At 62.4% G+C, this 25,147-nt stretch carries 24 protein-coding genes and 2 tRNA genes; 11 read left to right on the top strand and 15 right to left on the bottom strand.

All coding sequences use genetic code 11. From position 1 onward, the window contains the following. Positions 1-4 precede the first annotated feature (4 nt). Both PLANPX_RS06015 and PLANPX_RS06010 read right to left on the bottom strand, forming a co-directional pair. Positions 5-649: a class I SAM-dependent methyltransferase gene (locus PLANPX_RS06015; RefSeq protein ID WP_152097860.1), complete on the bottom strand. Its 645-nt coding sequence runs from the start codon at positions 647-649 to the stop codon at positions 5-7. A 78-nt stretch (positions 650-727) separates the two neighbouring features. Further along, complete coding sequence (locus tag PLANPX_RS06010; RefSeq protein ID WP_172991897.1) at positions 728-1,774, bottom strand: DUF1207 domain-containing protein; 1,047 nt, start codon at positions 1,772-1,774, stop codon at positions 728-730. Positions 1,775-2,014: 240 nt separating this feature from the next. Here PLANPX_RS06010 and PLANPX_RS06005 point away from each other — a divergent pair, with 240 nt between their 5' ends. From PLANPX_RS06005 to PLANPX_RS05985, 5 genes are all read left to right on the top strand, one after another. Next, positions 2,015-2,326 carry an MTH1187 family thiamine-binding protein gene (locus PLANPX_RS06005; RefSeq protein WP_152097858.1) on the top strand — a complete coding sequence of 104 codons (312 nt, stop codon included), beginning with the start codon at positions 2,015-2,017 and terminating at the stop codon, positions 2,324-2,326. A gap of 24 nt (positions 2,327-2,350) precedes the next feature. Continuing rightward, entirely contained in the window at positions 2,351-2,821 is a 471-nt protein-coding gene (locus tag PLANPX_RS06000) for a flavin reductase family protein (protein ID WP_152097857.1), read from the top strand. A 186-nt stretch (positions 2,822-3,007) separates the two neighbouring features. Further along, complete coding sequence (lhgO, locus tag PLANPX_RS05995) at positions 3,008-4,207, top strand: L-2-hydroxyglutarate oxidase (RefSeq protein WP_152097856.1); 1,200 nt, start codon at positions 3,008-3,010, stop codon at positions 4,205-4,207. Positions 4,208-4,435: 228 nt separating this feature from the next. After that, positions 4,436-5,293, top strand: a complete 858-nt coding sequence (locus tag PLANPX_RS05990) for a hypothetical protein (RefSeq protein ID WP_152097855.1) — start codon at positions 4,436-4,438, stop codon at positions 5,291-5,293. Continuing rightward, positions 5,290-6,258, top strand: coding sequence for a DUF1559 domain-containing protein (locus tag PLANPX_RS05985; protein ID WP_152097854.1), 969 nt, complete (start codon positions 5,290-5,292; stop codon positions 6,256-6,258). Before PLANPX_RS05990 ends, PLANPX_RS05985 begins: the two co-directional genes overlap by 4 nt. On the opposite strand, the gene PLANPX_RS05980 is transcribed toward PLANPX_RS05985, so the two are convergent. From PLANPX_RS05980 to PLANPX_RS05965, 4 genes are all read right to left on the bottom strand, one after another. Beyond that, complete coding sequence (locus PLANPX_RS05980) at positions 6,240-7,214, bottom strand: hypothetical protein (RefSeq protein ID WP_152097853.1); 975 nt, start codon at positions 7,212-7,214, stop codon at positions 6,240-6,242. The two genes, PLANPX_RS05985 and PLANPX_RS05980, sit on opposite strands and share 19 nt — an antisense overlap. A 23-nt stretch (positions 7,215-7,237) precedes the next feature. Beyond that, the gene (locus tag PLANPX_RS28340; protein ID WP_152097852.1) at positions 7,238-7,924 is read right to left on the bottom strand and encodes a type II secretion system protein; all 687 of its coding nucleotides are present in this window, start codon (positions 7,922-7,924) and stop codon (positions 7,238-7,240) included. Between the two features lies 1 nt (position 7,925). Then, entirely contained in the window at positions 7,926-8,723 is a 798-nt protein-coding gene (locus tag PLANPX_RS05970) for a PEP-CTERM sorting domain-containing protein (RefSeq protein WP_152097851.1), read from the bottom strand. 177 nt (positions 8,724-8,900) lie between these two features. Further along, positions 8,901-9,512: a hypothetical protein gene (locus tag PLANPX_RS05965; RefSeq protein ID WP_152097850.1), complete on the bottom strand. Its 612-nt coding sequence runs from the start codon at positions 9,510-9,512 to the stop codon at positions 8,901-8,903. 206 nt (positions 9,513-9,718) lie between these two features. On the opposite strand from PLANPX_RS05965, the gene PLANPX_RS05960 reads away from it, so the two are divergent. Then, positions 9,719-10,612 (top strand): LysR family transcriptional regulator, encoded by an 894-nt coding sequence (locus PLANPX_RS05960; protein ID WP_152097849.1) that lies wholly within the window; start codon positions 9,719-9,721, stop codon positions 10,610-10,612. Between the two features lie 99 nt (positions 10,613-10,711). Here the strand turns inward: PLANPX_RS05960 and PLANPX_RS05955 are convergent, their stop codons facing one another. Then, positions 10,712-12,019, bottom strand: a complete 1,308-nt coding sequence (locus PLANPX_RS05955; protein ID WP_172991896.1) for an ATP-grasp domain-containing protein — start codon at positions 12,017-12,019, stop codon at positions 10,712-10,714. A gap of 412 nt (positions 12,020-12,431) precedes the next feature. On the opposite strand from PLANPX_RS05955, the gene PLANPX_RS05950 reads away from it, so the two are divergent. From PLANPX_RS05950 to PLANPX_RS05940, 3 genes are all read left to right on the top strand, one after another. After that, on the top strand, positions 12,432-13,373 hold the full coding sequence (locus tag PLANPX_RS05950) for an epimerase (RefSeq protein ID WP_152097847.1): 942 nt from the start codon (positions 12,432-12,434) through the stop codon (positions 13,371-13,373). Between the two features lie 215 nt (positions 13,374-13,588). Further along, positions 13,589-14,863 carry a helix-turn-helix domain-containing protein gene (locus tag PLANPX_RS05945; protein ID WP_152097846.1) on the top strand — a complete coding sequence of 425 codons (1,275 nt, stop codon included), beginning with the start codon at positions 13,589-13,591 and terminating at the stop codon, positions 14,861-14,863. A gap of 153 nt (positions 14,864-15,016) precedes the next feature. After that, the gene (locus PLANPX_RS05940; RefSeq protein WP_198421848.1) at positions 15,017-16,225 is read left to right on the top strand and encodes a Y-family DNA polymerase; all 1,209 of its coding nucleotides are present in this window, start codon (positions 15,017-15,019) and stop codon (positions 16,223-16,225) included. A 139-nt stretch (positions 16,226-16,364) separates the two neighbouring features. Here PLANPX_RS05940 and PLANPX_RS05935 read toward each other — a convergent pair whose 3' ends face one another. The 4 genes from PLANPX_RS05935 to PLANPX_RS05920 all read right to left on the bottom strand — a co-directional run bounded on the left by PLANPX_RS05935 (position 16,365) and on the right by PLANPX_RS05920 (position 19,258). Continuing rightward, complete coding sequence (locus PLANPX_RS05935) at positions 16,365-17,090, bottom strand: hypothetical protein (protein WP_152097845.1); 726 nt, start codon at positions 17,088-17,090, stop codon at positions 16,365-16,367. A gap of 108 nt (positions 17,091-17,198) precedes the next feature. After that, positions 17,199-17,273: transfer RNA gene (locus PLANPX_RS05930), tRNA-Pro, on the bottom strand. A 220-nt stretch (positions 17,274-17,493) separates the two neighbouring features. After that, entirely contained in the window at positions 17,494-18,519 is a 1,026-nt protein-coding gene (locus PLANPX_RS05925; RefSeq protein WP_152097844.1) for a ParB/RepB/Spo0J family partition protein, read from the bottom strand. Then, positions 18,512-19,258, bottom strand: coding sequence for a ParA family protein (locus PLANPX_RS05920; RefSeq protein ID WP_152097843.1), 747 nt, complete (start codon positions 19,256-19,258; stop codon positions 18,512-18,514). The genes PLANPX_RS05925 and PLANPX_RS05920 overlap by 8 nt, the downstream gene beginning before the upstream one ends. A gap of 269 nt (positions 19,259-19,527) precedes the next feature. Between PLANPX_RS05920 and PLANPX_RS05915 the strand changes: the two genes are divergently transcribed. Then, positions 19,528-20,277, top strand: coding sequence for a hypothetical protein (locus tag PLANPX_RS05915; protein WP_152097842.1), 750 nt, complete (start codon positions 19,528-19,530; stop codon positions 20,275-20,277). 189 nt (positions 20,278-20,466) lie between these two features. Here PLANPX_RS05915 and PLANPX_RS05910 read toward each other — a convergent pair whose 3' ends face one another. Further along, positions 20,467-21,843: a DUF1015 domain-containing protein gene (locus tag PLANPX_RS05910; protein ID WP_152097841.1), complete on the bottom strand. Its 1,377-nt coding sequence runs from the start codon at positions 21,841-21,843 to the stop codon at positions 20,467-20,469. 115 nt (positions 21,844-21,958) lie between these two features. Then, on the bottom strand, positions 21,959-22,579 hold the full coding sequence (locus PLANPX_RS05905; protein ID WP_152097840.1) for a hypothetical protein: 621 nt from the start codon (positions 22,577-22,579) through the stop codon (positions 21,959-21,961). A 564-nt stretch (positions 22,580-23,143) separates the two neighbouring features. On the opposite strand from PLANPX_RS05905, the gene PLANPX_RS05895 reads away from it, so the two are divergent. Next, the gene (locus PLANPX_RS05895) at positions 23,144-23,383 is read left to right on the top strand and encodes a hypothetical protein (RefSeq protein ID WP_152097838.1); all 240 of its coding nucleotides are present in this window, start codon (positions 23,144-23,146) and stop codon (positions 23,381-23,383) included. A gap of 98 nt (positions 23,384-23,481) precedes the next feature. On the opposite strand, the gene PLANPX_RS05890 is transcribed toward PLANPX_RS05895, so the two are convergent. Further along, positions 23,482-23,554 (bottom strand) — tRNA-Ile (locus PLANPX_RS05890). A 60-nt stretch (positions 23,555-23,614) separates the two neighbouring features. Further along, entirely contained in the window at positions 23,615-24,973 is a 1,359-nt protein-coding gene (gene ahcY / locus PLANPX_RS05885; RefSeq protein WP_152097837.1) for an adenosylhomocysteinase, read from the bottom strand. Positions 24,974-25,147: the final 174 nt, after the last annotated feature.

The raw sequence follows: 25,147 nt of genomic DNA, 5'->3' as shown, positions 1-25,147 counted from the left end.
ATAACTAACCGTCGTATCTCAAATGATGAACCCACGCCGGGGGAACGTTGGCGAGAACGCACTCCTGGCGAAACTGCCGCTTGGCGAACAGGTCGCTGAGGGTGCGGGTGATGCCGGTGAGCCGCTCACGGTCGGGCCGTTTGCAAACGACTGATTTTACTCGCCGGATCGCTACGTACTCGAAGAAACTGAGCGTCGCCCCGGGAGCGGCCAAACGCTCGAGATGGGCCAGGATCGACTGAACCAGTTCAACCGGAAAATTGTTGAACGGCAGCCCCGAGACGATCACCTCGAACTTTTCGTCCGCAGGAAGCTGCTCAATCGGCATGTGGTGGATACGGATCCGATCGGCGACACGATTCCACGTGGCCTGCGTTTCCAAGCGTTCTCGCAACGCGTCGACGAAGCGCTCGTTCAGCTCAACAATGTCGAGCGTGTCAGCCGGGCCCATCTGGTTGATGATCGCGTCGGTGACGACGCCGGTGCCGGGGCCGACTTCGAGAATGCGGCGGCCCTTGCCGTCGCCGGCGACGTAGCGGGCCAGTTCGCGGCAGAGCTTGGGGCCGCTCGGCGCGATGGCGCCGGTGCTCTCAAACGTGCGGCGGAACTCTTGCCAGAACAGTCGATAATTTGCCCCGCCGGTTGCCATCGAACCAGTCTAGCGGGAACTCGGCTCGCAACGAAGCCCTGAGAATTGGGCGACAACCGCCCAAGCAGCGTCGGAAAACTAGAACTCGTACCAAAGCCCGACGCCGAGCTGTTCCTCGAAATTGCGGAAGAATTCGAACTGGTTCGACTTGCCGTTGAAGTAGTGGAAGCCGGTCCGTAGCACTTTTGTACTGTTCCCCCGCCAAAGCCAACCGACTTGGGCGACCACGTTGCCGCCGAAATCGACCTCTTCGCGAATGTGGCCGTTGATGGCGAAAAACGGCACGCCCCATGGCCCGGTCGGACCAGGTTCGGCGACGTCGACGCCGAACTGGAACTCCCACGGTTCCGATTCGTCGTAGTGGAACGCCCAGCCCATTTCGGCATACCACCGCCAGGCTGGGAGCGGAAAGTACGAGAAGGCGAGCGTTAGCACGTCGCGACTGAAATTGATCCGGTCGACGAGAGCATGCTCGCGAATCGCATACTCGTCGCCCATGTGCGAGCTGAGATGGTAGTACGAAAATTTCGTTTGCCACTTTTCGCGACCGTAGATGAGCGGCATGCCGAAGCGGAAGTCGACCGCTTCGACATCCCAGTTGGCGTCGAGGTTGAGCCGTGGGAATGCGGCGCCTTCGATTTGGAATTCGGCGCCTTCGTTACGGCCGGGACCGTCGCTGCCGTAACGCAAGAGCGATGCGCGACCGCCAAGCGACACGTCGAGATAGTCGGTGTTGTTCGGGGCGTTGTGGAAGGCGACGCCCGAGATCCGCGGTTCGTGAACGCCGGCCCAATACGATTGCCAGATGACGTTTTCAGGTAGAAGCCGCCATTGCCACAAAGCAGGATCTTTCGGCGAGATGTCGCCGTGATCGATGAACAGCGGCACCGCGGCCGGCGGAGCGGCGAAGACCGGCGGCGGGCAGGCCATCATCTGATCCATGGGCATGTCGGTCGCCATCGGCATGGCCAGCGGCATTGGCGCCTGCGCTACTTGAACCGGCAGCCCTGCGGGCGTGGCTGCTGCTTGAGCGAGCATGCCGGCGCCGGGCGTCGGCAAGATGCTGGCATCGGCACGATAGGGTTGCCAAGCGGCTCCGTTGGGAGTGGGCGCTTGCGCCCACACGCTACAGGCCCCGGTTAAGGGTCCTGTTGCGGCGGCAAGAACCCACAACACTCGTAGCGCTCGGATGTCCATCGCGGCGAAGAATATTGAACTCCTGCGATTTCGCGAAGAGCGCTTTTTGCGGGATTTCGGCTACCTCGACACCCCAGTCGCCCCACTTACAATGAGCTACTTGCCCCGATCTTCCCGCCTTGCCGAGGCGAACCGGGCGCCAGTAACCGCACGAGCGTTCGCCCTACCATGGTTCTCCTGGAAATGAGCATCGTCCCGCTCGGGCAGGGCGAAAGCGTCAGCCGGTACGTCGCCCAGTGCGTCGAAATTGTCGATCGCTCAGGCCTGCCGTACGAGCTCCACGCGATGGGAACGATCGTCGAAGGCGAGTTAGCGCAAGTGCTCGACCTGATGCGAGAATGCATTGAGACGGTTGCCAAATCATCGAACCGCGTCAGCTGCACGGCGAAGATCGACTACCGCCAGGGCGTGTCGGGCGGCATCCAAGCCAAGGTGGCAAGCGTGCGTGCCAAGCTGGGGCAAAAGCCTCCTGCGAACTAACCAGCCCACGGACTCCCCTGCCCTATGAGCGATCCCCTTCCCATCCTTGGCCGCGTCCCAAGCGGCATCTTCATCCTCACCATTGGCCGCGACGAGCGTGCCACCGGGATGCTTGCCAGTTGGGTGATGCAGGCGGGGTTCGAACCGCCGTGCGTGACTGTCGCGGTAAAGCGCGGCCGTTACGTTGCCGATTGGTTGGCCGCGAGCGAGCCGTTTGTGCTCAACGTCGTCGGCGAGAAGCAGCACCAATTCCTGAAGCACTTCGGCAAAGGATTTGAACCGGAGCAACCCGCGTTTGAAGGCATCGAAACGTTCGCTGCGGAGAATGGCGTCCCGGCCCTTGGCGGCGTTGTGGGGCATTTGGAATGTCTGCCGCAATCGCACGTCGAGTCGGGCGATCACGTCATTTTCCTCGCCCGCGTCACCGGCGGCGCCCTCGCCACCGCCGACTTGTCGCCAATGGTTCACATCCGCAAAAACGGCGGGAACTACTAACCCCGACGAGTCAAACGCCCAGCGAGCCGCGGGGTTTATCCCCGCGGTGAATGGCCGAGCGAGTCCCCGCTTCACCGCAGGGATAAACCCTGCGGCTCGCAGTAAACGCCTCGCAATAAACGCCTCGCCGTAAACTTCACGCAATCAACTTCCAACTTCACCGCAACGCCCCTCCCGCCCCGATTCATGCCCACCTCAGATCTCATTGTCATCGGCGGAGGCATCGTCGGCCTCGCCACCGCGTACAAGTACCAGCAGCAATTCCCCGGCCGTAGCGTGCTGCTGCTCGAGAAGGAAAGCGAGCTCGCCGCCCATCAAACAGGCCGCAACTCGGGCGTGCTCCACTCGGGCATTTACTACAAACCGGGGTCGCTTAAGGCGAAGAATTGCCGCGAGGGGAAGCTCGCAATGGAGGCGTTCTGCCAGGCCGAGGGCGTGCCTTACGACATCTGTGGCAAGGTAATCGTCGCTCTCTCAGACGAGGAACTACCGCGGCTCGATAACATCTACGAGCGGGGCCAAGCGAACGGCGTGAAGTGCGAGATCATCAGCCGCGAGCGGTTGCTCGAACTCGAACCGCATGTGGCCGGTATCCGCGCGATCCACGTCCCGGAAACGGGCATCGTCGACTATCCGATGGTCTGCAAAAAGCTGGCGGAGCGAATCGTCGCCGGCGGCGGCGAGATCAAGCTCGGCACGGCTGCCCTCGGGTTCAAGAGCGACGGCGCGACCACGATCGTCGAAACGATCGCCGGCGGGTTCGCCGCGCGACAGGTCGTCAATTGTGCGGGGCTCTACAGCGATCGCGTCGCCGCGCTCACCGGAGAAGAGCCGCCGGCCAAAATTATTCCGTTTCGTGGCGAGTATTTCGAACTCAAGCACGACGCCGAGCACTTAGTAAAAAACCTCATCTACCCGGTTCCCGATCCGGCGTTCCCGTTCTTGGGAGTCCACTTCACGCGGATGATCAACGGCGGCGTCGAGTGCGGGCCGAACGCCGTGCTGGCGTTCGCGCGGGAAGGGTATTTCAAATCGACGATCAACATTCCTGAACTCGCCGAATCGTTGACCTATCCCGGGTTCCTCCGGCTGGCCGCCAAGTATTGGAAAATGGGCGCCGATGAGATGTGGCGGAGCGTCAGCAAGCGAGCCTTCGTTCGCGCGCTCGCGCGGTTGGTGCCGGAGATCAAGGCGGAGCACCTGGTGGCCGCCCCAGCCGGCGTGCGGGCCCAGGCCTTGATGCGCGACGGCTCGCTGGTGGACGACTTCTTGATCGAATCGCACGGCAACGTGGTCAACGTCCTCAACGCCCCCTCGCCTGCGGCGACCTCGGCATTGACAATCGGCGACTCGATTGTCGAACGACTGGCAGCAGCCCGCAGCTAGCCAAGAACTCAAAAAATCCCCCCCAGACGGCGGGGAAGTTTCGAGAGACTGCTTCGGCAAACCGTCATGGGGGCGTTTTCAGCCGCCAAACGGCCAGATTTCGCTTGTCCCGGGCTGCGCCGCTTCCTACTCTTACACCGTCTTGCGGAGCCTCTTCTCTGCGCTTCGACGGCCCGGCAACGCGCGGCCGCGCGTCGAATGTTTGCTGCGAATGTGCACCTGGGTGACATGGTACGAGTCATTCCTTTTTTGCTTGTCGCTTTAGCAGCGGCGTCCGCCGGCGCCCCGTTGCTGCGGGCAGCCGACTACAGCGAATTTGTCACTGGCGACTTGTCGGGAAATCCTGCACTCCCCACCCAGTGGTCGCTCACGCCTGGCGGGAACACGCTGGTCGCCTCGAGCTCTGCGACTGATCAAGACTTGCTGCGATTCGACGTGCCGACCGGATACGTGCTCAGTTCGATCGTCGTGCAATTTCATGAAAGCCTGAGTCGCGTTTTCACAGGAATTCAAAGCGGGACGACGTGGACGGCAGGCGTCGGATTCGAGATTGATCCCACGAATATGCTGGGGTGGGTCGACTTCCCTTTTAACCCGGAACACTCCCACCAAGAGACCGACATTCTGGCGGCCATCGGCGAGGCTCCCGGTTCGATTGGCTTTGCACCTCCGCTGGCGAGCGGCTCGTACACGATGTTGTTCCAAGCGCCGAGTTCCGCGGTGCCGTTTGCCCTGCAGTTCAACGTCACGGCGGTCGGCGGCGGGCTATCGGCCGATTTCAACCGCGACGGCGTGGTGAATGGCGCCGATTTAGCGACCTGGCGGCAAGCGTTCGGCGCGGGGCCCGGAGCGGATGCCAATCAAGATGGCCGCACTGATGGAGCTGATTTCGTCATTTGGCAGCGACAAAGCGGTCAATCAGGGTCGATTTCTGCAGTTGCTGAACCCGCCTCAGGGATGTTGGCGATTCTAGGACTCGGCGCAGCAGCTTGGCGCCGCGGGCGTCTGGCTCGACGGCGATCGGCCATCGCGGGAATTTGTGCAGACTTGGCTCAACGCGTTCATGCCTCGGAGCAACAAGGATGATTGATCTTCGTAGCGACGCTCGACAACGAGGCATGACGCTTGTCGAACTGCTGGTCGCGATCGCGATCATCGGCCTGCTAATCGGATTGTTGCTGCCCGCTGTGCAGATGGCCCGCGAGTCGGCCCGCAAACAAACCTGCGGCAACAATCTGAAGCAAATTGGCCTGGCGCTGCAGAACTACGTCGCCGCCAAGAAGGTCTACCCGGCCGGCTACGTCTCAAAGCTCCGCCCCAATGGCGACGACGCTGGCCCTGGTTGGGCGTGGGGCGTGGAACTGCTCCCGTACTTGGAACAGCAAGCTCTGTACGAGCAGGTCGACTTCAAGGCGCCGGTGGAATCTCTCGCTGCCGAGCGGGTGCGGTTGCGCTCGTTGCCGGTCTTCATCTGCCCTTCCGATCACCAGTTTCAGGCCGTGATCGACGTGCGGATGAACGCCTTCTTCAAGGCGGTCTGCCAAATGGCCGCGGCCAACTACGTCGCCAGCGCGGGGGCCGTGCGGCCGACCTGTATCGTGTGCCGCGACAACTTCGACGGCGTCTTCGGCCGCAATCGCCAGATTAAGCCCGAGGAGTTGCTCGATGGCTCATCGAACACGCTCGCGCTCGGCGAACGATCGGCACAATGGTCGAACGCCGTGATGTGGGGCGTCGTCGCCGGCTCGCGATTGTTCGACAATCAGCATCCGGGCGAGTTCGCCGGCGGACCTGGATTTGTGCTGGGAACGACGTTCAAAGACGGCTTCAACATCTGCGATACCGACGAGGAAGATCGCAACGCTTCGACCAGCTACGCCGAGGGCTTCGGCAGCCAACACCCGGGGGGCGCCTATTTCGCCTTCTGCGACGGCGGGACGCGATTCGTGTTCGACTCGGTCGACCCGGCGGTGATGAACGCGCTGGCGACGCGAGACACGATGTCGAAAGAGGGGAAACTCGACCCCGTCATTCACGAGAGCCCGTTTTGAGGCGCCCCGTTTTTACACCGCCGCACGAACAGTAAGGCCCAAGCAAGCAAGCCCAAGCCAGTTGGCTCGGGAACTACAGCAGCGCCCACTGTCGACGGCCACGAGTGGCCGAAACCTTCTTTCCAAACGACCAAGTCGTCGGCGTCGACCACCTTGTTGAGCGAGCCGTCCGCCGAGAGTTCCGTCGTCGCACCGAACGCACGCTGCCAGGCCAGAAAATCGGCGCCGTCGACGAGGTCGTTCCTGTCGTAGTCGCCCGCCAATCGAGCGGCGTTGTTGATCGCCCGTGAAGCGGCGTCGTGCTCTTCGCTCGACAGGCTGTAGTTCAGCGCGATGAGGAACGGCTCCGACGCCCCGTAGTTCGGGGAAGTCAGCCGCGCAAAAAAGCCGTACGCGCCAAACTTCGCTGCGGGAGCGTCGTCGAGGAAATAGAGCAGCGGATGTTGATGCGAGCCAATTTCGCTCGACGTCGGCTCGAACACCTTGACGCTCGCCGCGGTCGTCGGCGGCGTGAACTGCGTGATTCGAACGTCGCCGAACCCCTTCTGCGACGCGATGCGAACCAGCGGATCGTTGGGAGCGGTCGACAGTTCCTGTGTCTCCTTATCCCAAAACCAGAGCCACCGCGGCGGCGAGCTCGGCTGCGTGAAATCGGGGCGGGCGAGCACCTCCAAGTTCAATTGGCTGTTCGCGGCGATGCCGGTCAACTGAAAGCCGGGGAGCGAAGTGAATTGCGTATTGCCCGGGCCGAAGTCAAGGTACGCATCCTCGTGATAGTCAAAGCCTTGCGAGACGTAACCCGCCGACAGGTTGAGCCCGCCGGAAACGGCCAGGACTCCGCTGCTGCCGTCGACGTGAATAGGCAACCCGTGTCCCCACGCGCCGCGGGGCGCTGCGCATGCGACCGCCGTCGCGAAGCATAAATAGAGAATCGATTTAGTCGTGGCGTTATTCATGAGTGTTAATCCTACGCGCCGCCCTACTGCGGCTTCGCGAAGTTGAATCCTTCGTCGGCCCACTGCCGAATCGTTTCCGCGGCGATCAGATCGACGTGGCCGTCTAGGTAAAGGTAATTCGAAGACGCGGCATGCCGATCGAGCTTGATATCGCTTTGAATCATCTCGGCGACGAACTTTTCGCTAACCGTCAGTTCTGTGAACCAATTCGAAGCGTGAGCATGCTCGACGCCGGAGGTCGCCTTGTACTTGTCGGCGATCTCGAACGCGATCATTGTCTTCGAAGTGCTTGGCACTTGTCGCAGGTAGCGCACGAAGCCCTTCTCGTCGTCGAGATTGGCGGGATCTTGGTCGTTGATCACCAGATCGTTCGCAACGTAGCTGGAACCTTTGGCGGCCAGCCGTTCGTCGGCAATCGGGTCCTCGGGGCAGACCCGTATCGCGTCGACGCTTTCCATGTAAGGCGCGAGCGTGTAGACCCAACTCAGTTGGTTCGTTGAGTGGTAATTGCTCGGAAATTCGCCGTCGTGGTCGTCGCAGAAGCGGAGCACGCCGAGGCCGATTTGTCGCATCTGATTCTTGCAGGCGGCAGAGCGCGCGGCAGCCCGCGCGCTCTGAACCGCAGGCAAGAGCAATGCCACCAGGGCGCCGATGATGGCGATGACGACTAGCAGTTCGACTAGCGTCATCGCTTTTCGGGCTCGGCACATGTTACGCCTCGCTGGTGACGCGGCGGCGACTGGCGACGCCCAGGCCAATCAAGGCGCACCCGGCAAGCGCCAGGCTAGCCGGCTCAGGGACCGCGGTCATTGCCTGGATAGCGCCGGCGCCAATCCCCTGCTGCTGGGCGAAGGCATACGTCGCCGCGCCAGCTTCAGTGGGCGTGACGCCTTTCGGGAGCACAAAATAGAACGGGTCGGAATCCGTCAGCCCGGCGGCCGAAACCTTCAGACTGAGGAGGTAGACGCCGTTGTCCAACGTGCTTGTCGCCGAAACGCCGTCGCCGAGAAAGCGATATCCCATGCCGGTGTGGGCCTCTTCATCGGCCACGCTCAAGCTATACCCCAGCGACGCGAAGGGCCCGACGTCGGTCGTCGTCGCTGTAAGCGGATTGCCGCTCACCGTCTTATACAACTGCAATTGGGCGGCGCCGGCGTCGACGAAACTCGCGCCGTTCCACTTCTTCAAGCCGGCAGTAATGCTCGTGGCATAGTTACCGGTCTTGAACGGATGCGACGCGGCGTCGACGAAGCCGACGCCCGCCGCGATGCCGGGGCCCGAGCCGGCGGTGCCGGGAGGCTGCACCAGCCATTGACCAGAGACATTGACGACCGGCAGCACATACAGCGAGGTCGCCGGCGAAACGGGGACGTAGTTGTCGATCAGCACCTGTCGGGTGACGATCTTGCCAGCCTCGGCCGTCAGTTGAATCTGCGGGCCGTGGGCGTGTAGAGGCAAAGCCGCCGCCGCGACCAGCGCAGCAGCGAGCGCAAACATATTCCAACGCATGAGTACGAATTCCTCCAAGGTGCGCGCCAGCGCGGCGCTTCGACCATCGTGGTGCGAGTTGCTCGCAACAATCGATGCGCGGTCGATACGCAATGGCGAATCACGATCAGAAGTCCGCGTGCTAAAGGTGCGCGCAGACCTCCAGCGCAACCGCTGGCGTCAAGAAACATTGATGCCTTAAGACGCGAGTAACTCGCGGGCATCCGGCGGAGGAGTCGCCACGTCGTGGCTAGGAGAAAAGTACCGCGGCGGAGCTTCGATCACGAGCGGGCCGAGATCTACAAATGCATCCGCGAGCATCGGCAGGACGGGCGGAACCGACGGCGGCAACAAGCCGACCGAAACGCTAATTCCACGGCATTTTAGGGCACAAATCAGCAGGACGGTCTTCCCGCCCGACGCCGAGCGAGTCGATTCGCTGTCATGGCCGCAAGCGCCATCCGCACAGCCGCCGCTCTGCTGTTCGCAGCAAGCTGCACGCTGCGCACAGCACGAGGAGCCGGCGTTAGTGCAGGCCGTTGGCTTCGCCTGCTCGCGACGAGCGGCGGCGATGACGTAAACAGGGACCTCCACGTTGTTCCGCTCGGCCCATGCCACCTTTTGAGCGTTCGTGAAGCAGCAACAACCCCGCCAGCAGGTCTCGGCGTCGGTGCAGCCGCAGGGGCAGTTTTGGCAGGGGAACGGCGCGCCCGAAGTGACGGCGCGCTGAGCGGAGATCGGCACGCCAAGCGAACCGATGGTGACCGTCACAACGGCCAGCCAGATCGATAGTCGATGAAACCGACTCAAGAAACCATCTCCTGCGTGGCCGGCGATGGGTCGCTCAGCCAAGCCAAGAGTATAGACCAGCAGCACACCGCTGCGAAGCGGGCGAATGCATCTGAACAGGGAATTCATATCGCAGCGAGACGATTCACGAGATTGCCACGGCCTACGTCGGCGCGTAGAATCATAGACAAACACTATAACTTAACAAAAATCGATAGCACGTCGACATGGAACTCCACCAACTTCGCTACTTCGTTGCCGTCGCCGATCAGGGGAGTTTCACGAAGGCGGCCGCCAAGTGCGACGTCGCCCAGCCGTCGCTCAGCCAGCAGGTGATCAAGCTCGAGAAGGAGCTCAAGCATCCGCTGTTCGAACGACTTGGCCGCACGATTCGCCTCACCGATGCGGGGCGGGCTCTCTACGATCACGCCGTCGCCGTGCTCGCGCGCGTCGACGAGATTCGCGACCGCGTCACGGCCGCCACCGACCCGAAGCGCGGCACGGTGACCATCGGCGCGATCCCCACGATCGCCCCCTACCTGATGCCGTCGCTGCTCAAGTCATTCGGCAAGAAGTTCCCGCAAGCGACGCTCGCGCTGCACGAGAACCTTACCGACCCGACGACCCGCGCGTGCCTGGCGGGCGAGATCGACGTCGGCATCATCGCGTCGCCGTCGGCGAGCGATCTGCTCCATAGCGAGCCGCTGTTCAGCGAGAGCTTGCTGCTCGCGCTGCCGCCCAGCCATGCGCTCGTCAAGAAGCGAAAGGTATCGCTCGACGAATTGGAGCGCGAGCCGTTCGTGTTGATGAGCGAGCTCCACTGCTTAGGGGATCAGATTGTTGGATTTTGCCGCCAGCGAGGCTACTCGCCGGTGGTCCGCTGCCAAGGCGTCCAGTTGTTGACGATTCAAGAACTCGTCGCGCAAGGGCACGGCGTCTCGCTGATCCCTGCGATGGCACACGAAATGGACCGCGGCCGCCGCTGCGAATACCGCGAACTGGCCGAACCGACGCCGACGCGCACGATTCATGCCATTTGGCACAAAGATCGATACCAATCGCCGTTGGTGAAAGAGTTTATTCGAGCGCTCCGCGACCACGCCGCCCGACAAGGAAACTAACGCCGCATTTCTAGCCCCGGGCTTCGCCCGGGGGTCGCGTTGCGTCACGTACGGCGACGCCGACCGAAATGGAAACCTACCCCCGGCCGGAGGCCGGGGCTAAGAAACCAACAACTCCGTCGACACCTTTCCATGCTTCAAGAACACCGCCAGCGGGTACAGCAATCCCAACGCAGGCAGCGGATCGTTCCACGCCCAAATGTCGGACACCGTGTGGCCATGATCGCGGAATAGCTTGCGGGCCAGTTCAACGCGCCCGCGAATGTCGGCTCCCTCTTCCAGCCGACCAATGAAATCCTTGATCGCCTTCATCCGCTGGCCATCCCCGAACTCGCTCCGCGCCTGCTCGAACGACGCTCGCAGCGTCCCCATCTGGCGATCGTCCTGGATGATCTCAGTCAGCGTCGAGAGCATCGAAACGACCGGCGTCTCGGTCTTGATCGTCGGATCGCCCGGCACGATCGGCGGGACCTTGCCATCGAGGGCCAGCCGATAAAGCAGCCACGGGTAATCCCAGCCCGACGCGACCGATTGCGTCAGCCCGCCCCAGAAGCGGGGATTCACTTCGATAAGCTGCGGCGTCGTCGATTGCCCATCCCAACGGAAATCGATCTCGGCGACGCCGTGCCATTTCAAACTGGCGAGCAGCGCGGCGCCCGTCTGCTCCATCGCCGGCTCGCTCACCGTCTCGCGCAGCACGCCGGTGCCGCTCCGCACCGGGTAAGTGCGAATGTTGTGGTAGGTCATCGTCGTCGCGAGTTCGCCGTGATTGAACAGGAACGTCGCGCAATAATCTTCACCGGGGACCGAGGCCTGCAGCAGCGGAACGGCGTCGCTACCTAGCGTGTAACGATGAATAAATTGCTCGCACGCATGAATTGCTTCGGCCGAATTCGTCGCCCGTTTCACCCCCACGGCTGCGGCGGAACGCCGGACTTTCACGAACGCCGGATAGTTAAATCCGACGGCCCGCTCGCGGAACTCCTCGAGCGAATCGGCGACAATTGTTTCCGGAATTGGAAGCTCTCGCTGTTGGCAGAGCCGCGCGAGCGTCCCCTTGTCGTCGACCTGCATGATCTGCTCGATCGTCGGAATCGCGAATTTGATGAGCGGTTCGAAGCGAGCGCGATTCGCGGAGATGAGATACGTTTCTTTGTGAAACGGCATCAGCACGTATTCTTCGCCCGCGACGTAGTGCCGGCGAATCACCTCGTCGAGCTTCGCGAGAAACCCCTCGGGATCGTTGTCTGGATTCGGATAAAGAAAGCTCTCGACCGTGTACCGCGAAAAGCTGGCCGGGGCGAAGCGATATTCATCGCCAGCGATGATCTGAACGCCGCGGCGACCGAGGCTGCGGGCTGCGGCGAGGGCGTTCCAACCGCGGGCGAACGTGAGAATAGCTTTCATGGCGATCCGAAGGAAAACGAAGCGACGATCTCTATGGTGGCAAATCGACTCGCATGGCGACGGGGCATCGGTTTCATTGGGCAGGATTGCGGCCTTCGCGCCGCTGTGGGTGCCGTTATTCCGCGTCGATCGACACGGCCGGCGCGACCGGAAGCGTACCGACCTCAACAATTTCTCCTGAGGTCCCATCCCCTTGATGGGGAGGGTTAGGGAGGGGTGGTTGATGCGGGTACCAGCCTCCGCCCCCCTCCCCAGTCCTCCCCTCCAGGGGGAGGGAGCCAGAACATATGTGATCGTTTACCAGGGTGCTCGGATAAGTTTCGGAGTCGAGCATGACATGCCAGTTAATCGTCACGGTGCGATGCGGTTCACTTGCCAGAGAGAATCACTCGCCATGCCGCCGAGAAGAACAATGCCGCCTACCGACGCCCGCAAAAAGATCTTCATCGCCGGCGGCAGCGGATTCTTGGGAATCTCGCTCGCCACTCATCTCGCCGCAATCGGTTGCGACGTCGTGATCGCCTCGCGAAACCCGCCCAAGCCAGAAGGGCCGTGGCGGCATGCACCATGGGACGCCCGCACGATCGGCGACTGGCAACGCGAACTCGACGGCGCCGTCGGCCTGGTGAATCTCGCCGGCCGCAGAGTCGATTGCAGCAAAACGCCCGACCATTGCGACGAAATCTTGCGTTCGCGAATCGAGGCGACGCTGGTGCTCGGCCGCGCCCTCCGCAACGTCGAGCGCCCGCCGCCCGTGTGGGAGCAGATGAGCACCGCCCACATCTACGGCGATCCGCCAATCGCGACTTGCGACGAAGACTCGCCCACCGGCTTCGGCCTCGCGCCGACCGTTGGGCACGCATGGGAAGCAGCCTTTCGCGAAAGCCTTCTCCCGGAACAACGCGGCGTGGTCTTACGCACGAGTTTTGTGCTCGGCCGCGATCGGGGCGCCGGTGGCGGAGCCCTCACGACGCTTGCCCGACTCGCCCGCTGCGGCCTCGGCGGCCGCGTCGGCTCGGGAACGCAGGGGATGAGTTGGATCCACGAGACCGATCTGAATCGGCTCATCGAGCGTGGGTTGTTCGACGAGGCAATGCGGGGCACATACATCTCGTCATCGCCGCAGCCTGTCCCGCAGCACGATTTCGCCCGCGAGTTGCGCCGCGCCGTCGGCATGCCGATCGGCTTGCTAACACCCGCATGGTTGGTGCGGTTCGGCGCTCGCTATGTGCTACAGCGCGATCCTGAGTTGGCCCTCTACGGTCGCTACGTCACCTCGTCGCGCCTGGCCTCCGAAGGATTTCAATTCGAATTCCCTCGACTGAGATCCGCGCTCGCCGACCTGCTTAAGTAGGCTCTGTGAGATAAAATCGGACAAATCCTCTCAGTAATTGCCTTGAAGCGCAACCAACCAATCGAAAGTCGGATCACAACACCCCCTGCCCCGGGGTCGATCGCCGCGGCGACCTGAATGTTGGCCCCACATCTCATCTTGTAGCCATTACCGCCCAGAGCCATAATGGCCGCATCGCTAGTTTCTTGGTTCAATCGTCTAAGCGACTGCCTTTTGTGGATGTTCTGACCGACTTTTTGACCGCCGCCGGCGCCTCGGTGGAAGTGGACCGCCGCATCGCCTGCGACGCCGATTGGCAAACGGAACTGGCTGGCGGCGAGACGATTGATTTTTTCGCCATTAGCGCAGGAGCTTTCGAACTCCGCTCCGACGTCGCATCGTTGGAACTAGGCGAGGGGCAACTGGCGTTTGCGGCGGCGCCTGGCCGCACAACGATTGCCAACCTCGGCGGGGACGGCGCCTCGTTGATCGCAGGGCGAATCCATTTGCAGCCGAGCATGGCGAACATCGCCGACTGGGGCCAAGCGCCCTGGCTCGCCATCGAACTCGATTCGACGAATACCGCCCTTGTCGCCCGTTTGATTGCCGAGGCGACCGACGCCTCCCCTGGCTGGCGTTCCACCGCACGAGCGATCGCGCATGGACTGTTCGTGTCGGCGCTCCGCACGCACGGGGCCGCGCCCGGCGAAGATCCCGGACTCATGCGCGGACTCGCGGATCCGGAAATCGGCGAGGCGCTCCGACTGATGCATCTTCACCCGAACCATCCGTGGACGGTCGCGGAGTTAGCGGAACGGCTCGCCGTATCGCGATCAGGTTTTGCCGCGAGGTTCAAGAAGATTGCCGGCCGGCCGCCGCTCGCCTACCTCACCTGGTGGCGGCTCCACCGTGCCGCCGCGCAGTTACGCGGTAATGACGGCGCTACGTTGGTTCAAGTCGCGCGAGCCGCGGGGTACGATTCGGACGCCTCGTTCGGCAAAGCGTTCCGCCGCGAGTTCGGCATGACGCCCGGCCAAATGCGCCGCGACGGCGGACGTTTGAAATCGTCGCCGCTGCAACTCGAACTGAAGAAGCGGACGCCGTTCGAAGTGCCGGAACAGGAAGCCGTGTTGAACCTCATGAAGAGCAGCGAAAAAATTCGCTGCGAGGTCGAATTGCTGTTCGCCGCGCACGGGCTGACGATTCCGGCGTACAACCTATTGCGAATCTTGCGGGGGGCGGGCGAAGCGCTGCCGCTGGCGGAGATCGAAGCCCGGATGGTGATCGCCCACCCGTCGCCGCCCGATCTCGTCGCCGAACTTTGCGCGGCGGGATTCGTGGAGCAGAAAGCGGACGGAGCCCTCGCGGTGACGACGGCCGGCAAGGAAGTGCTCGCCAATCTTGATGACGCGGTTCTCGATCTGCACCGGCGGCAGCTCGCGCATTTTTCGGCGATGGAAATTGCCGACCTCAATCGGCTCCTCGCGAAGCTGCGGCGCACTGATCTGTAGACGGACGAGCAGACGTCGGTCAATTGCGTGCCACTGCTGGCTTGCCAGCAGTAGCGCCGAGCAAAAACTCGCCTCAAAAAAAGTTGCTTGCATCGCGCCTGCGCCGACGATACAGTAGTGAACATGCGACCACCAAACTAAGGCACGGCTGAGATGATGAACTGGCTGTTCACCGACATGGACGCCTACTTTGCCTCGGTCGAGCAGCATCTGCGGCCCGAGCTGCGCGGCCGGCCGGTGGGGGTGATTCCGGTCGAAACGGACAGCACCTGCATCATCGCCGCCAGTTACGACGCCAAACGGCATGGGGTGAAAACGGGAACCGGCGTCCGCGACGCGCGGCGGATGTGCCCCGGCATCAAGCTCGTGAAAGCGCAGCCGAGCGTCTACGTCGAGAAACATCACGAGCTGCTGCGCAGCGTCGATCAAATCGCGCAAGTCGAGAAGGTCTACTCTATTGACGAGTGGTCAGTCCAATTACGCGGCCCGCAACGCGAATCGACGTCGGCGCGGCAGTTGGCCGAAGAGGTGAAGCGCAAGATACTAAAAGACTTCGGGCCCTGGCTGAGTTGCTCGATCGGCGTCGCGCCGACGCGGTTACTCGCCAAGATTGCCAGCGGTCTCGGTAAGCCCAACGGGCTGACGGTCCTCTCGACCGACGACCTGCCGGCGCGTTTGGAACATCTTAAGCTGACCGACCTGTGCGGCATCAGCAGCGGCATGCTCGCCCGCTTGCAATCGCATGGCGTCCACACGGTCCGCCAACTGTGGGAGACCGACCAGCGCGAAGCGACCCGGATTTGGGGTTCCGTTTCCGGCGGCCAATGGTGGGCCGGCTTTCATGGAATCGACCTGCCGGAGGTCGCGACGCGGCGAAGTTCGATGAGCCACGGCAACGTCCTGGCGCCCGAGTTCCGTACCGAAGAGGGGGCGCAGCTCATTCTCTCGCGGCTCATTTGCAAACTCGGCCAGCGACTTCGCCGGCATGGCTACGTCGCTCAAACGTTGCGAGTTTCCCTCCGCGACGAGCGGGGCGGGCGGTACGGCGACGAGATCGGCGTCCCGCTGGTGAACGACACGGCGACGCTACTCCACCAATTTTTCAAGCTCTGGGAACGCCGCCGCCCAAACGGCCAAGCAATCAAAAAAGTCGACCTCGTCGTCGGCGGACTGAAGCTGGCTACCGAGGTGTCGCGGCCGCTGATCGAGGAGTTCGACAAACTCGCACGAGCGTCAAAGGCGGTCGACGCGATCAACCTGCGGTGGGGAGCGTCGAAGGTCTATTTCGCCCCGATGCACAACTGCCGGCAGGCGATGGAGAACAAGATTGCGTTTGGACGGATACCGGATGCGAGCGATTGAGAGATGACGCCGGTGGGAATCGACGCTGGGTGCCATGCTCTCGCCCCCATGCGTGAGCATGCCGCCTCTGCACAGACACTCCGGCGTAGTCCAACATGTCGACGCTCCGCGACGACATGCCACCTATCAAGCCATCAACCTACCACTCCAATCTGTGCCAACCACCTGTAATGTCTGCTGGACTTGCGAGCCTACGAAGGACATAGATGAAGGGCGGGAATTGTTTATCTAGTGCTTCGACGCGATTGTTGATATCGCGAAATCTTTTGTCAGCCTTGCGCGACCTCGATCGGATGACCATATAAACGATCCACAACGCGAGCATGGCGATAGAGATCAGCCAAAGGCGAGCCAGCAGGGAAATTAGTGCTATCCCGAACAGCAAAAACCCCCAATAAGATGGCGTCGTTTTGTGAACGAAGTAAGCATAATCCTCGGCGCCAACGCACTCTCGTACCCGATCGTTGAGTTTGTCTTCGACGAGTTGGTGGATTTTGAGAGCATAGATTCCCGGTGCAACTGCAATCACATCCTCTTCAGATGTAATCTGCTTCTCGCTGCTAACGAAATCTTCAATGCCACCAGCGATGAGGCGTCCCGATGGGGATTCAATTAGGAACTCGCGTTCCACAGGCGAGTAAAGGCTAAGGCAATCTGAACTCGGCTGCTCATCTACGTAGACGTCAGTTAGATGACCGCCGTCACCACCAGTTTCGACAAAGAAAAGCCGAGCTGCTTTTGCTTCTGATTCGAGGGCCGCTTGGAAATCGGCGTACTTCGCGCCGCTGAGATCATGGCGTTCGCGGGTCGGATCCCACACGCCAATCGTGGCGATATCTGTCCCGATATCAATTCGCTTGGGCATGCTAATTGATGTCAAGCAGGCTTGACGGCACGACGCAGCTGGTCACAAAACTTTGTGACCAACGTGACCGCATTTCTCGCCAGAAAAGCGAGTAAGAATACGGCATAGTCGGGGCGACAGGATTCGAACCTGCGACCTCCTGGTCCCAAACCAGGCGCTCTAGCCAAGCTGAGCTACGCCCCGCGGCGTTGGGCGGAACCTAGCTGAACCAGGCCCGCGAATGGCAATCCCGTATGGTAGCCGGGAGGGCGGGGGAGGGCAACGGAGGGTGCGGGCCGCGAATTGCGGGCGAGCCGCATTACCGCCGGTTTGAAGAACCGGCGGCTAAAAACAAAAAAAGCGGGGGCGAATTGCTTCGCCCCCGCTTTTGATTTTGGGGAAATCGTCGAACTCTGGCCGGCGTCTAGAACGTGCCGGTTTGCTGCGACGCCGCCTGTTGGCTCAGGCTCGACCGCAGGCGATCGAACTCTTCGTGGCTGGCGAAGTGGATCGTGAACTTGCCGCGGCCCTTGGCCGACTGCTTGATCTCGACCTTCGTCCCCAGCGACAACGACAGCTGTTCTTCCATCTCGCGGATGTGCTGCCCAGGTTGCAGCGGCGACGGGCGGCTGTTGCCTTCGGCGTCGACAATCGACAGCGGCTCGCCATCGGTGCGACGGATGTGTTCCGAGACCGCTTGCTCGACGGCGCGAACCGACAGCGATTCCTTTTGAATGCGGCGAGCAAATTCCATCTGCTCGTGCTCGTCGCCCAGCGGCAACAAGGCGCGGGCGTGGCCGGCGGTCAGATCGCCGCGGGTGATCATCCCCTTCAGCTCTTCCGGCAGTTCCAACAAGCGGAGCAAGTTGGCGACCGTCGAGCGATCGATGCTCACGCGGGTGGCGACCTCTTCCTGCGTGCAACCGTACTGATCCATGTACCGCTTGAACGACGCGGCCTTTTCAATCGGGTTGAGGTCTTTGCGCTGGACGTTCTCGACCAAGGCCAGCTCGGCCATCTGCTGATCGGTGACGTCGCGGATCTGCACCGGCACCCGTTCCCAACCGGCCATCTGGGCGGCCCGCAAACGGCGCTCGCCGGCAATCAACTGAAAGCGTCCCTCGAATGGACGGACGACAATCGGCTGCAGAAAACCATGGGTGCGGATGCTATCGCACAGGTCCGCGATCTCGGCTTCGTCGAAGCTCGTCCGCGGCTGGTAAGGATTGCGATCGATCGTGACGAGCCCGAGCCACTGCTGGCCATCGGCCGAGCGAGTGACGTTCTCGTCGGTGCTAGCACTCGACTGATAGCTGTTTTGGTCGAACGACTGTTGACCATCTTCTGATTCGTAGAGCTGGACTTCCGACTGGCCGTCCTGCGATTGAGCTTCGAAGCTGCGGCCCAGCAGCGCTTCCAACCCCCGGCCCAAACGACGTTCCTTAGACACGCTCCAATACCTCCTGACAGAGTTCCACGTAGGCGCGAGCCCCCCGCGAACGCGGGGCGTAGTCGATGACCGACCGTCCGTGGCTCGGGGCCTCGGACACCGCAGCATCTCGTGGAATCACGGTTGAAAAGACGATTCCCCCGAAGAAGTCCCGCACCTCGCGATCGACTTCGGCGGTAAGCTCCAAAGTCGCGTCGTACATGGTGAGGAGAATTCCTCCAAATTCTAATCGGCTGTTCGACCGCCCCATCACTTGTTTGATTACCTCAATCATTTGGGTGAGCCCCTCCATCGCGAAATACTCGCACTGGATCGGCATGAGGACTTCGCTAGCACTGGCGAGCGCGGTGCGGGTGAGGGCGCCGACCGAGGGAGGGCAATCGATCAGCACCGAGTCGAACGAGCCAAGGCTGCCCGAGAGGTGGGTTGCTAGCATCAGCGAGCGGGAGTCGGACGAGTTCGCCAAGGCGTCGACGTCTTCAAAACTGCGGGCGCCCGGCAGCAGCGAAAGGTTCGGCAGGTAGGTCTCGCGGAACGATTCCCGCAGTGGGCGCGAGTCGACCAGGGCGTGGCGAGCGTCCGGAATCAGTCCCAATCCGGTGGTGGCGTTGCACTGCGGGTCGAGGTCGACCAGCAACGTCCGGTCGCCCGACATCGCGATCGCGCACGCCAGGTTGAGGGCGGTCGTCGTTTTGCCGACGCCCCCCTTCTGGTTCGCGATGCAGATAACGCGGGGCATGGGCGGAGGGTTCAGGCGTTGGGGTTCAGGGTTCAGGCGGGAGGAGTCAGGGCGTAGCATCCTAAGCGAGCCGCGGGGTTCATCCCCGCGGTCCGCAGCGCAATCCCGCACAATTCCACGATTTTGCCGGCAGGATTGTAGGAGCGGCAACGGTCGCCGCAACGGCAGTTAATTGCCGATGGCGATTGCGGTATAGGGTGATAGCAGAGGGTCCAGGCGTCTCTGCTGTGCGCCCGCCTGAAGCAGCCGTTCAATTCGGAACCGCTCGAATGAGTAAGTTCGACTCCCCAACCGCTATCGAGATTGTGCTCCCAACCGCTTGCGATCGGAGCGGCGACTCTCGCTTGGACCAACCAAGTCCGTGCGAGTCCGCCTTCGATGTCGCCAGCTACTGGGTCACGGCGATCCTCGGCGTGTCGGTGGCCGGAGCAGGGTATGGCCTTCCCATCTTCTTGGTGGGCGCCGTGTTCGGATTCGCCATTGCGGGTTTCTTCTCGGTGGCGCTGGTCGTCCCCTTCGCCATGGCCGTCCGCGCGGTCTGCGGAACTTGGCGTCACCCCCTGGCGGCACCCTGCTTCGGCGGGCTGGTGGGCTTCGCCTCGTTCGTCGCGTGCGGGCGTGTCACTATCGTGCATCCCGCCGATTGGCTCGGCTTCGTCCTGGGGCCGCTGTTCGCTTCCTTCGTGGGGCAGGCGGGTGCGTATATCGCCACCCGTGGCGAGCTGATCGAAATGATCTTGGACCGGCGGCGCCGTCCCGCGGCCCCTTGGCGATTCTCGATCAGGTCGGCGCTCATCGGCACGGCAAGCTTGGCGATCACGCTCACGCTGCTGCAGTGGCGACGACCGCTCGATCTTCGCGACCTGACCTTCGTCGCTATTTGGCTTCCCTATCAGGCGGGGACGCTCTGCCTGTTCGCGCGGTGGGGAGAACGAGCGGCGGAAAGGATAGCACAGATCCGAGCCGTTTCACGTGAAACGGGCGGCTATGCGATTCTGGCTCGCGAAGCTCGAAGCTGAGTTGGCGGCGTCCCTCTGCTGGCCGCTTGCAGCGAGAGCTGCGTTTCACGTGAAACATTGGCGAAGTTGGGAACCTTCGCCATTATGACGGATGTTTCACGTGAAACGTTCTGGCGGGGGCGTGCCCCCGAAGACCGAGGGGATGAACCCCTCGGCTCGCAGTTGGAATTGGCGTCGCAGGCAGGGCGGCTACTCCAGCGGGTTGATCACCAACCCGCTCAGCAGCTTCGGGAAGAAAAACGTGCTCTTCGCCGGCATCCGTTCGCCGGCGTTCGAGATCGCCTGGATGTCCTCGACCGTCGCCGGCATCACCAGGGCGGCGAGTTCGAACCGCCCGCCGCTCCCCTCTTGGCCGGTCAGATCGCGCCCCGCGGCGTCCCCCTCGCGGAGTCCGACCGGCACCTCGTCGAGCGTCCGCACGTATTTGGGTGCAGGCAGGCGAGCCGCGGGGTTCATCCCCGCGGTCAGCAGGTCATCCACCAATAGCCGGTGCAAAATGCTTACCCCCAGTCCCTGCCATTCCTCGCAGTGGTCGCCGGCGATCTCCGCCATCCGCAGCCGCCCGGCGTCGGTAATCCGGGCCAAGGTCCACTGATTGTCCTCGGCCGTGTAGAGCCCGAGCGTCCCCTGGTCACCCTCGAGTTCGATCTCCTCCCACAGGCCGATCGCCCGTTCGGGACCGTTGCCGGCCGGTTCCGTTTCGAACGCCTCGCCCAGCTTTGCCTTGAGTTGCTCGGCGGTCATCGCCGGCAGGCCGCGAAAGAGTCGGTGCGTCGGCAGGACGAGCATTCCCTCGTCGCTCATCGAGACGCACATCATCAACACGAAGTTGGCGGGATGCTCGGAGGGCAGCTCTTCGCCGCGCGCTTGGAACTCCGCCGCCAAGTCGTCGCGGAGGTTGAGGGCCGTCTCGTAACGATGGTGCCCATCGGCAATATACGCCGGCTTGCCTGCTAGCACCGCGGAGACTTGGTTGATCACCGAGATGTCGGTCACTGGCCAAACGCGGTGAATCGTGCCGAGGTGGTCGGTCGCCACCAGCGGCGTCTGCCCGATGATCGCGACTTCGAGGATGTTTTGGGCTTCGTTCTCTGGATCGGGGTAGAGGCCAAAGATCTGGCTGAGATTGGCGCGGCACATTTTCCAAAGCTTAAAACGGTCGGCCTTGGCGCCGCCGTGCGTCTCTTCGTGTGGGTGGATGTTCCCCTCGCCGAACCGCTCGAGCCGCGTCCGGCACATGAACCCACGGCGGGTGAACGTCTGGCCGCGTTCGACGAACTCTTGATGGTAGACGTAAATCGCCGGGTCGCCCTCGGTGAAGAGCACCCCCTCGCGGAGCCAGTTGCGGAGGAACCGCGCTGCACGGGTGTAGCGGTTGCCGAGCTCGTCGTCGCCCGGCTCGTCGCGATTGAGGATCAGCCGGACGACGTTCGCCGGGTGCTTCTTGTAGAGCTCGTCCTGCAGGGCGGGATCGATGACGTCGTACGGCGGGGCGATCACGTCCGAAAGCGAACCGACGTGGCCGAGATCGTAGCGGATGCCGCGGAAGGCGGAGATGGCGGGCATGGGGTCTTCTGCAGGGGGCGAACGGACGGAGGGGAATCCGTCCAGTTTACGCCGCCAGGGAGCGATGCGGAACCAGCCGCCCTGGCGCGGGGATACCCGCTGCGGAATTGATCACTCACTCGCTCTCGCCCGTAAGCCCGGCCCAGGTAATGCCCACGCCAATCGCCACCAGGAAAAATCCGCCCCGAGGAATCCGCTCGCCGGAGTTGAACTTCGAGACCAGGATGATGACTCCCAAGACGGCGATCGGCGGCCCCATGAGCAGCTTGCGAGCACGGGAGTGCCACATCCGCATCACGATGTTTTGCTGCGGAGCCTGAACGGGGGCAGGCGTCTTTGGGCGGAACGCACTTGCCGGCCGCGACGTCGCCTCGACCGGTTCCAGCTCTAGATCAGCGAGCGGCTTGTCGACGTCGTCCCAGAAACTGTCGTCCTGCTTCGGTTTGGGCTTCGGCGCCTCCACGCGAGTCGGCGTAGCGACGGCGGCAACCGGTTTGGGTGCAGCCGGCTTAGCGGGGGCGGCGACGCGCGCCGCAGGGGCTACCGCTCGCGCGGCCGGCTGCGGCGCCGCTGGCTTGGCTGCCGATGCGGTGGCGACCGCGGGCTTGGGCTTCGCTTCCGCAGAGGCTCCGCCAACGCGGAACTTCTTCCCGCATTTGCAATTCGCCACCTGCCCCGCGGCGGTCGCCGGGAGGTTATATTTCTTCTCACAGCCAGGACAAGTGACCGACGGCATGGCGGGCGCTCCAAAAACAGGAAGCCATCCTCCGTGAACGAAACTCCAGGGCCTCGGTTCTCTGTTCACGGCGCCGACTACGGTTCGCTTCAGCGACAAAACGGATCGCGAGCTTCGATACTACGCCGGGGGCTGGGCGGTCTCAATAGAAGTTTGCCGAATTCGGACGAGATCAGCGCCGGGGCAGGTAGGCCGACTTGCCGGTTAGGGCTTTTCAACCAGCATTTGCAGCGACACCGAACTGGGGTGGCTGTGCACTCTGGACCCTTCTTATCCGCCGAGCCGCCTGCCAAGAAGCCCCCGCGGGCGTATACTTGATGAGTGACACTGGTGCAGTCACTATGTAGCCAATGCACCCAAACAAGCACATCCGCGAAGCGTTGAAGTACGCCGAGGAGCGTGGGTGGCGCGTCGTCATGTCGAATGGACACGCCCACTGCCGAATCTACTGTGGATTTGGCCACCACGAGTGCCAGATGTCAGTCTGGTCAACGCCTCGCAATCCTGAGAATCACGCGAAGGACATTCGTCGGATCATCGATGCCTGTCCGGGAGCAGCAAGCCATGAATCCTGAGTTCTATCTAATTCTCGTTGCCGAGGAGTTCACCGACGAGTTGGCTGACTCGGTCTACGAAGCCGGGTTCGACGACTCCACCCTGATGATGCGGAGCGGTAAAGCAGCGATCTGGGTCCGCCATCGACCTGGCGAACTTAAGCAGGTCGTGCGTGAGGCGTTACGGCAAGCGAACGTAGGCGGACTGCGCGTCTCGCATGTCGAGATGGAGAGCGAGGTGTTTGCATAGCCAGAAACGTCGGGCCCTCGCTCCTTCAAATTGTTTATCAACGAAAAAGGCCGCCGACTTGCGTCGGCGGCCTTTCGTGTTTCTCGCAGTCTCGCCAGTGCTCCCGGCTGGAATTGAACCAGCGACGCACGGCTTATAAGGCCGTCGCTCTCACCACTGAGCTACGGGAGCAGGGATGAACCCGCTCCCGCGTATGATCAGCGTTTGGCGTTGGCAATTCGGCATGACGACTTAGTACCGGTAGTACTCAGGCTTGTACGGCCCTTCGACCGGGATGCCGAGGTACTCGGCTTGCTTCGCGGTCAGCTTCGTCAGCTGCACGCCGAGCTTGCCGAGGTGGAGGCGAGCGACTTCCTCGTCGAGCTTCTTCGGCAGCACGTGGACGCCCAGCGGGTAGTCCTTCGTGTGTTGCCACAGGGCGAGTTGGGCCAGCACCTGGTTGGTGAAGCTCGCGCTCATCACGAACGACGGGTGGCCGGTGGCGCAGCCGAGGTTCACGAGGCGGCCTTCGGCCAGGATGATGATCGAGCGACCGGTGCTCTTCAGGGTGTACTTGTCGACGGCGCCGACATCGGCCGGCTTGATCCGTTCCTTCGTCCCGCGGCCAGCCTTCACTTCGCCGTTGAGCCAGGCCATGTCGATCTCGAGATCGAAGTGGCCAATGTTGCACACGATGGCGTCGTTCTTCATCTTCGACATGTGCTCGCCGGTGATGATGTCACGGCAGCCGGTGGTCGTCACGAAGATGTCGCCCTGCGGAGCGGCCTCTTCCATGGTGACGACTTGGTAGCCTTCCATCGCTGCTTGCAGCGCGATGATCGGATCGATTTCGGTGATCAGCACGCGGGCGCCGAGGCCGCGGAGCGATTGAGCCGAGCCCTTGCCGACGTCGCCATAGCCGGCGACGACGCAGATCTTGCCGGCAACCATCACGTCGGTCGCCCGCTTGATACCGTCGGCCAGCGACTCGCGGCAGCCGTACAGGTTGTCGAACTTGCTCTTCGTGCACGAGTCGTTGACGTTGATCGCGGGGACCTTCAGCTCGCCGCGCTCGTGCATCTGGTAGAGGCGATGGACGCCCGTGGTCGTCTCTTCGCTCAGTCCGCGGATCTCGCCGAGCATCTCGGGGAAGCGGTTGTGAACCATGGCGGTCAGGTCGCCGCCGTCGTCGAGGATCAGGTTCATCGGCTTGCCGCTGGGGAAGAACAGCGTCTGCTCGATGCACCAATCAAACTCTTCTTCGGTCATGCCCTTCCAGGCGTAGACGGCGAAGCCAGCCTTCGCGATCGCACAGGCGGCGTGGTCCTGGGTGCTGAAAATATTGCAGCTCGACCAGGTGACCTCGGCGCCCAGCTCGGCCAGCGTCTCGATGAGGACGGCCGTCTGGATCGTCATGTGGAGGCAACCGGCAATGCGGGCGCCGGCGAGCGGCTTCGACTTGCCGTACTTTTCACGCAGAGCCATCAGGCCCGGCATTTCGTTCTGAGCGAGTTCGATCTCTTGGCGGCCCCACTTGGCAAGCTTTTCAAACTGCTCGGGGGAACAATCCAGCACCTTGTACGGCAGACGTTCGGCGGCAACCTGGGACACGATGAACTCACTCCTGTGAAAGTCTCTAATGGCCGTCGGCAATGGGCGGACGGCTCGGCATGGCGGGCGTGAACATCAGTTCACTGTCGCCGCCATTCCAGGGCGGCGAGGCGTGACGACATATAGGTATAGAGTCTACCGGCAGAGCGGGGCTGCGGCTAGCGTCTGGCGGAA

This window comes from Lacipirellula parvula (assembly GCF_009177095.1).
In the GTDB taxonomy this organism is placed as follows: Bacteria; Planctomycetota; Planctomycetia; order Pirellulales; family Lacipirellulaceae; genus Lacipirellula; species Lacipirellula parvula.
The sequence above is the reverse complement of the archived record's forward strand: the minus strand, read 5'-3'. Positions and strand labels throughout refer to the sequence as shown.